The organism is Chromobacterium alticapitis (genome assembly GCF_002924365.1).
Taxonomy (GTDB): domain Bacteria; phylum Pseudomonadota; class Gammaproteobacteria; order Burkholderiales; family Chromobacteriaceae; genus Chromobacterium; species Chromobacterium alticapitis.
In genome coordinates this window covers 1-6,514 of the sequence record NZ_PQWB01000139.1, presented here as the reverse complement: position 1 = coordinate 6,514, position 6,514 = coordinate 1, and the positions used below count along the sequence as shown (strand labels likewise).

Below are 6,514 nucleotides of genomic sequence, written 5' to 3'. Positions count from 1 at the left end.
TGGCCCGCATCGCGACCGCACCGGTCGCGCCGCCGCATCGCACGGGACGCCGGGCGCTGCGCGCTGCCGTCGCGCCGGTCGGCGCATCGGCGCTCGAGCCCATCGCCATCATCGGCGTCAGCGGCCGCTTCCCGCAAGCGGCCGATCCGGATCGTCTATGGGAGGCCCTGCTTGCCGGCCGCGACTGCATCGCGGACATTCCCCGCGCCCGCTGGGACAGCGCCGCGCTCAGCCGCAAGCTGGGTTTCAAGCTGGCCGATCGCGCCGGCATCATCGAGGGCGTGGATGAGTTCGATCCTCTGTTCTTCGGCATTTCCCCTCGCGAAGCTCAGGAAATGGATCCCCAGCAACGCCTGCTCATGACCTATGTCTGGAAGGCGCTGGAAGATGCCGGATACGCCGCGCAAAGCCTGGCCGGCAGCAAGACCGCGCTGCTCGTCGGCACTGGCAGCAGCGGCTACGGCGAGCTCCTGCTTGAAGCCGGCATGGCCGTCGAGGGATTCAGCGCCGCCAGCCGGGTGCCGTCGATGGGGCCGAACCGGATGAGCTACTGGCTGGATTGGCATGGCCCAAGCGAGCCGGTCGACACCGCCTGCTCCAGCTCCCTGGTCGCCATTCATCGCGCGGCGACGCTGCTGCAGCATGGGCAATGCGGCATGGCGGTGGTCGGCGGCGTCAATACCCTGATCAACCCGCTCGCCCACATCAGCTTCGGCAAGGCGGGCATGCTGAGCGAAGACGGGCGCTGCAAAACGTTTTCGGCCCAAGCCAATGGCTATGCGCGCGGAGAAGGCGTCGGCATGCTGGTGCTCAAGCCCCTGTCTGCCGCGGAACGCGACGGTGACCGCATTTACGCGCTGATCCGCGGCAGCGCGGAAAACCATGGCGGCAAAGCCAGCTCGCTGACCGCCCCCAATCCCCGCGCGCAAGCCGCCCTGATCCGCGAAGCGTTCGAACGGGCCGGCGTCGACCCCGCCACGGTCGGCTACATCGAAGCCCATGGCACCGGCACGCCGCTCGGCGACCCTATAGAAGTGCAAGGACTCAAGAGCGCGTTCGCCGACATGGCGCGCGGCCGGCCGCTGAGCAGCGGCTACTGCGGTCTGGGATCGATCAAAACCAACATCGGCCACCTTGAGCTGGCCGCCGGCGTCGCGGGCGTGATCAAGGTCCTGCTGCAAATGCGCCACCGCACGCTGGTCAAGAGCCTGCATAGCGAGGACATCAATCCCTACATCGACTTGGCGGACAGCCCCTTCTATGTCGTGCAAGAGAACCGCCCATGGCAAGCGATGACCGACGAGCAAGATCGCGCCATGCCGCTGCGCGCCGGCATATCGTCATTCGGCTTCGGCGGGGTCAACGCCCACGTCGTGCTGGAGGAGTATCAAGCACCGGAGGACCATACCGGGCAGGCTCAGCCCGGCGTCTCGGCCATCGTGCTCTCGGCCAAGGATGAAGAGCGCTTGCGCGATCAGGCGGCCCAATTGCTGGCGGCCATAGAAGAAGGCCGTTACCAGGAGGCCGATCTGCCGGATATCGCCTACACCTTGCAAGTCGGGCGCGATGCCATGAATGCGCGGCTGGCCTGCACGGCAAGCAGCTTGGCAGCGCTGGCCGACAAGTTGCGCCGCTACCTCGGCGGCGACAACGACATCGACGAGTTCTTCGTCGGCGAAGCGCGGCGCAACAAGGAAACGCTGGAAAACTTCGCCGCGGACGAAGAGTTGCGCGAAGCCGTCGAGAAATGGATGCAGCGCGGCAAATACCGCAAGTTGCTGGATTTCTGGGTCAAGGGACTTTCGCTGGACTGGAGCCGGCTGCACGCGGGACGGCGCCCTCGCCGCCTGGGCTTGCCGACCTACCCCTTCGCCCGGGAACGCTACTGGATCGAAGCGGGCGCGCCAGCCGGTCAGTCGCATGGCAGTTTGCATCCCTTACTCCATCGCAACACGTCGGTGCTCGGCCTGCAGCGCTACAGCGCCGCCTTCGACGGCCAAGAGTTCTTCTTCGCCGAACACGTGGTGCGCGAGCAGCGCATCCTGCCTGGCGTGGCGCATTTGGAAATGGTACGGGCTGCCGTCGCCGATGCGCTGACGCTGGACGAGAACGCGCACGCCATCCGTTTGGAGCACATGGTTTTCCTGCGCCCGATCGCCGCGCCGGCGGATGACGAAGCGCGGCAGCAGAACATTCACCTCAGCCTCAGCCTGACCGAGGACGGCGAGCTGGAATACCGGCTGCACGGCGATGAAGCCGCGGATGGCGAGGCGCCGGTCTTCAGCCAGGGCCGGGCCGTGCTGACGGAGCGCGCCGAGCCTGAAGTCCTGCCGCTGGACGCCTTGCAGGCGACGGCGGACATCGAAACCTCGGCCGACGAGCACCATGACCTCTATCTGGCGCTGGGTTTCCGCTACGGCCCGCAATTCAAGCTCATCCAGCGCGTCTTCAGCGGCCGCGACGCGGACGGCGCCAGTTGGGCCTTGGGTGAACTGAACCAAGGGTTGGCGATGCGGCGCGAAGACGGTTTCGTCCTGCACCCTGGCATGATGGATTGCGCGCTTCAAATTTGCACCGAGCTGCTGATCCATGCGCAGGAGGGCCGAGAGCAAAGCCTGGCCTTGCCGTTCGCGATGGAGAGCGTGGACATTCTCGCGCCCTTGCCGGCCAGGGTCAGGGTGCTGGCGCGGCTGAGCCCCGGCTCCCATGTCGACGGCGCGGTACAGAAAGTGGATTTGTGCTTATGCGACGAGCAAGGAACGCTCTGCGTGCGCATTGCCGGTTTCAGCAGCCGCCGCCCCGAAGCGCGCACGCCGCATACGGCCGACCTGCGCATGTTCTCAGCCTCCTGGACATTGGACGCCGCGCCGCCCGTCGACGCCGACTCGCATACCGTGCTGCTGTGCGGTCTGGATTCGGCGGCGAGCGCATCGCTGCGACAGCGGTGGCCTGCGGCCCGGCTGCATCGCCTGGGCGACGACGCCACAGACGTCGCGCGCCAGTACCAAGACGACAGCGCGCGCATCTTGGCCGCGCTGCAGAATGCCTGCGCCGATGGCCGGCCCGGGCTCTTCAGCTTGGCGCTGCCCGAGAATGCGCCGCGCCCATGGCGCGGCCTGGCCGCCATGTTGCTGAGCGCGGCGCTGGAATATCCCGAACTGCGCGTGCAGATCCTGGCCGTCGGCGCGGACGGCATCAAGCGCTACCGCCGAGAGTCGCAGCCCCTGGCCGAAGGCCGGGAAGTACCGCTCGCCAAAGACGGCGGCGTCTATCTGATCAGCGGCGGACTCGGCGGACTCGGCCTGATTTTCGCCCGGCGCATGGCCAGCCAAGCAAGCGGCATCACCCTGGTGCTGACCGGACGCAGCGCGGTTCGACCGGAATACCTGGCGACGCTGGCGCAAGAACTGGGCGGCGGCGCGATGCTGGATTACCAGTCGCTGGATGTCAGCGATTCGAACGCCGTCGACGCATTGCTGACCGGCATCCGCCAGCGCCACGGCCGCTTGGACGGCGTGCTGCATTGCGCCGCCGCGCTGCGCGACAGCCTGCTGCGCAACAAGACCGAGGATCAAGTGCGCGAAGTGCTGGCGCCCAAGGTCAATGGCACGCTGAATCTGGACGCAGCCACCTCTGATTGCGCACTCGATTATTTCATCGCCTTCACCTCCGCCAGCGGCGTATTCGGCAACGCCGGCCAAGCGGACTATGCCGCCGCCAATGCCTTTGTCGACGAATGCATGGCGCTACGCCAGGCACGGGTGGCCGAAGGACGGGCCAATGGGCTCAGCTTGTCGGTGAGCTGGCCGCTGTGGGCGGAAGGCGGCATGAAAGTGGACGAAGAAACGCGCGCCTACCTGTGGCGCCGCGCCGGACTGGCGCCGATGCCGACCCAGGCCGGCCTCGATGCCATGCGGGCCGCCATGCGGCAAAACCGCAGCCATGTGGTGGTGCTCTACGGCGAGGCGACGCGCATGGCGGAACTTCAAGAAAAAATGCGCGGATCGCCAGAGCTGGCGCCAGCCGACGGCCCGGCGCTGATCGAGAGCCTACCCGCCCACGTCCTGCGCGCCAGCGGGCTGGTGCAGTGATGCGACACATTTGGATGGATTGCAGGAGAAGCTGACAATGTCACAACAATCGACAAGACCCAATCAGGCGGCGCATTCGGCCCGCGCGATGGATCCGCGCCTGTCTCAACAGATCGAACGCGCCCTGATCCAGGACGCCGCAGAGCTGCTCAAGCTGCCGCTGCAGCGCGTTCGCCTGGACGCGCAAATGACCGACTACGGCTTCGATTCGATCGCGCAGACCGCATTCAGCCATCAGCTCAACAAACGCTACGGACTGGCACTGACGCCGACGCAGTTTTTCGAAACCACCACGCTGGGCGAACTGGCCCGCCATCTGGCCGACCGCCATGGCGCGCATATGGCCCAAGCCCTCGGCATCGCCTCGACCGATCCGGCACCGACCCCGCCCCCGGTCGCCGGCGCGGCCTCGCAGATCAAGCGGGTGCGCATCCAGCCCGCGCGCGCGCCGCTGTCTCCGGCCCCCGCGCCCCGGCTCACGCCGAGCGACAAGGCCGCGCGCGAGGAGCCTATCGCCGTCATCGGCATGAGCGGCTGCTTTCCGCAAGCGCCCGATCTGGACGCCTTATGGGATAATCTGCGCGCTGGCCGCGACTGCATCAGCGAAGTGCCGTCCACCCGCTGGAACTGGGACAAGCTGGCCGACGAGCTGGGGCTGGAACCGGGCCTGGCAGTCAATCGGCGCGCGGGCGTCATCGACAGCCTGGATCAGTTCGACCCGCTGTTCTTCCGCATCTCGCCGCGCGAGGCGCTTTCCATGGATCCGCAGCAACGCCTGCTGATGACCTATGTCTGGAAGGCCGTCGAGGATGCCGGCTATTCCGCGGCCAGCCTTGCGGGCAGCAAAACCGCCCTGATCGCGGGAACGGCGGCGAGCGGCTATGCCAGCCTGCTCACGCAGGCCAAGGAGCCGATCGAGGGTTATAGCACCGCCGGTACCGTCCCCTCCATGGGGCCGAACCGCACCAGCTATTGGATGGACTGGCACGGCCCAAGCGAGCCGATCGACACCGCCTGCTCCAGCTCGCTGATCGCCATTCATCGCGCCGTCTCCCTGCTGCGACAAGGTGAATGCGATATGGCGGTGGTCGGCGGGGTCAATACCCTGATCGCACCGGAGGCCCAGGTCAGCTTCAGCAAGGCCGGCATGCTCAGCCCAGACGGCCGCTGCAAGACCTTCTCCGCCCAGGCCGACGGCTATGTCCGCGGCGAGGGCGTCGGCATGCTGATGCTCAAGCCCCTCTCCGCCGCCGAGCGCGACGGCGACCATATCTACGGCCTGATTCGCGGCAGCGCCGAGAACCACGGCGGCAAGGCCACCTCCCTGACCGCCCCCAACCCCAAAGCGCAAACCGAGCTGATCAAGACCGCCTTCCAACAGGCCGGCATCGATCCGGCTACCGTCGGCTACATCGAGGCCCACGGCACCGGCACCCCGCTCGGCGATCCCATCGAAGTCCAGGGCTTGAAGAACGCCTTCGACGAATTGGCCGTCGGCCATGCCCTGCCCGCCGACTACTGCGGGCTCGGTTCGGTCAAAACCAATATCGGCCACCTCGAATTGGCCGCCGGCGTCGCCGGCGTCATCAAGGTACTGTTGCAGATGCGTCACCGCACGCTGGCCAAGAGCCTGCACTGCGACGAGATTAATCCTTACATCGACCTGCGAGACAGCCCGTTCTACATCGTGCGCGACACCCAGCCCTGGACGCCGCTATCCGATGCCCAGGGCAAGGCCTTGCCCCTGCGCGCCGGCGTGTCCTCTTTCGGCTTCGGCGGCGCCAACGCCCACGTCGTCCTGGAGGAATACCTGCCGGCCACCCCCCCGGCTGCCAGCTCCGAATCGATGGCGCCGGCTCTGGTCGTGCTGTCGGCGCGCGATGCCGAACGGCTGCAGGCCCTCATGCGCCAGTGGCTGGATGCGCTGCGACGCGGGCGCCTAAGCAACGCTGAACTGCGCGACGCCGCCTATACCCTGCAAATCGGCAGGATCGAAATGCCGCATCGCTTCGCCGCAGCCGTCTCCTCGGTCGGCGAATGGGTCGAATGTCTGCAGGCCGCTCTGGCTGGCGCAGCCGACGGCGCATTTCACATGGGGACGAGCGACGAAGCCGACGCCTTCCTGCTGGATGAATCCCTTGCCGCCAAACAACAGGCCTGGCTGGCCCAAGGCCGTTACCACGAGTTACTGAGAAACTGGACCAAGGGCATGGTGTTCGATTGGGACACATTGCACCTCGGCGCGCTCCGCCGCCGTCTCAGCCTCCCCGGCTACGCCTTCGCCCCGGAGCATTATTGGATCGCCGCCGACGCGCGCAAGCCAGTGCCCACCCGCGCGTCTGCCGCCGATGCGCCGCATCCGCTGCTGCACCGCAACACCTCCGACCTGAGCGCACAGCGCTACGCCGCCGAATTCTCCGGCG

At 67.0% G+C, this 6,514-nt stretch carries 2 protein-coding genes; both read left to right on the top strand.

Annotated elements, in window-relative coordinates:
* Window positions 1-4,091, top strand: a 4,091-nt coding sequence (locus C2I19_RS19525; RefSeq protein WP_199181286.1) for a type I polyketide synthase, incomplete at its 5' end; no start/stop codon positions are given.
* Window positions 4,092-4,128: 37 nt separating this feature from the next.
* Window positions 4,129-6,514, top strand: a 2,386-nt coding sequence (locus C2I19_RS19520) for a beta-ketoacyl synthase N-terminal-like domain-containing protein (protein WP_233201289.1), incomplete at its 3' end; no start/stop codon positions are given.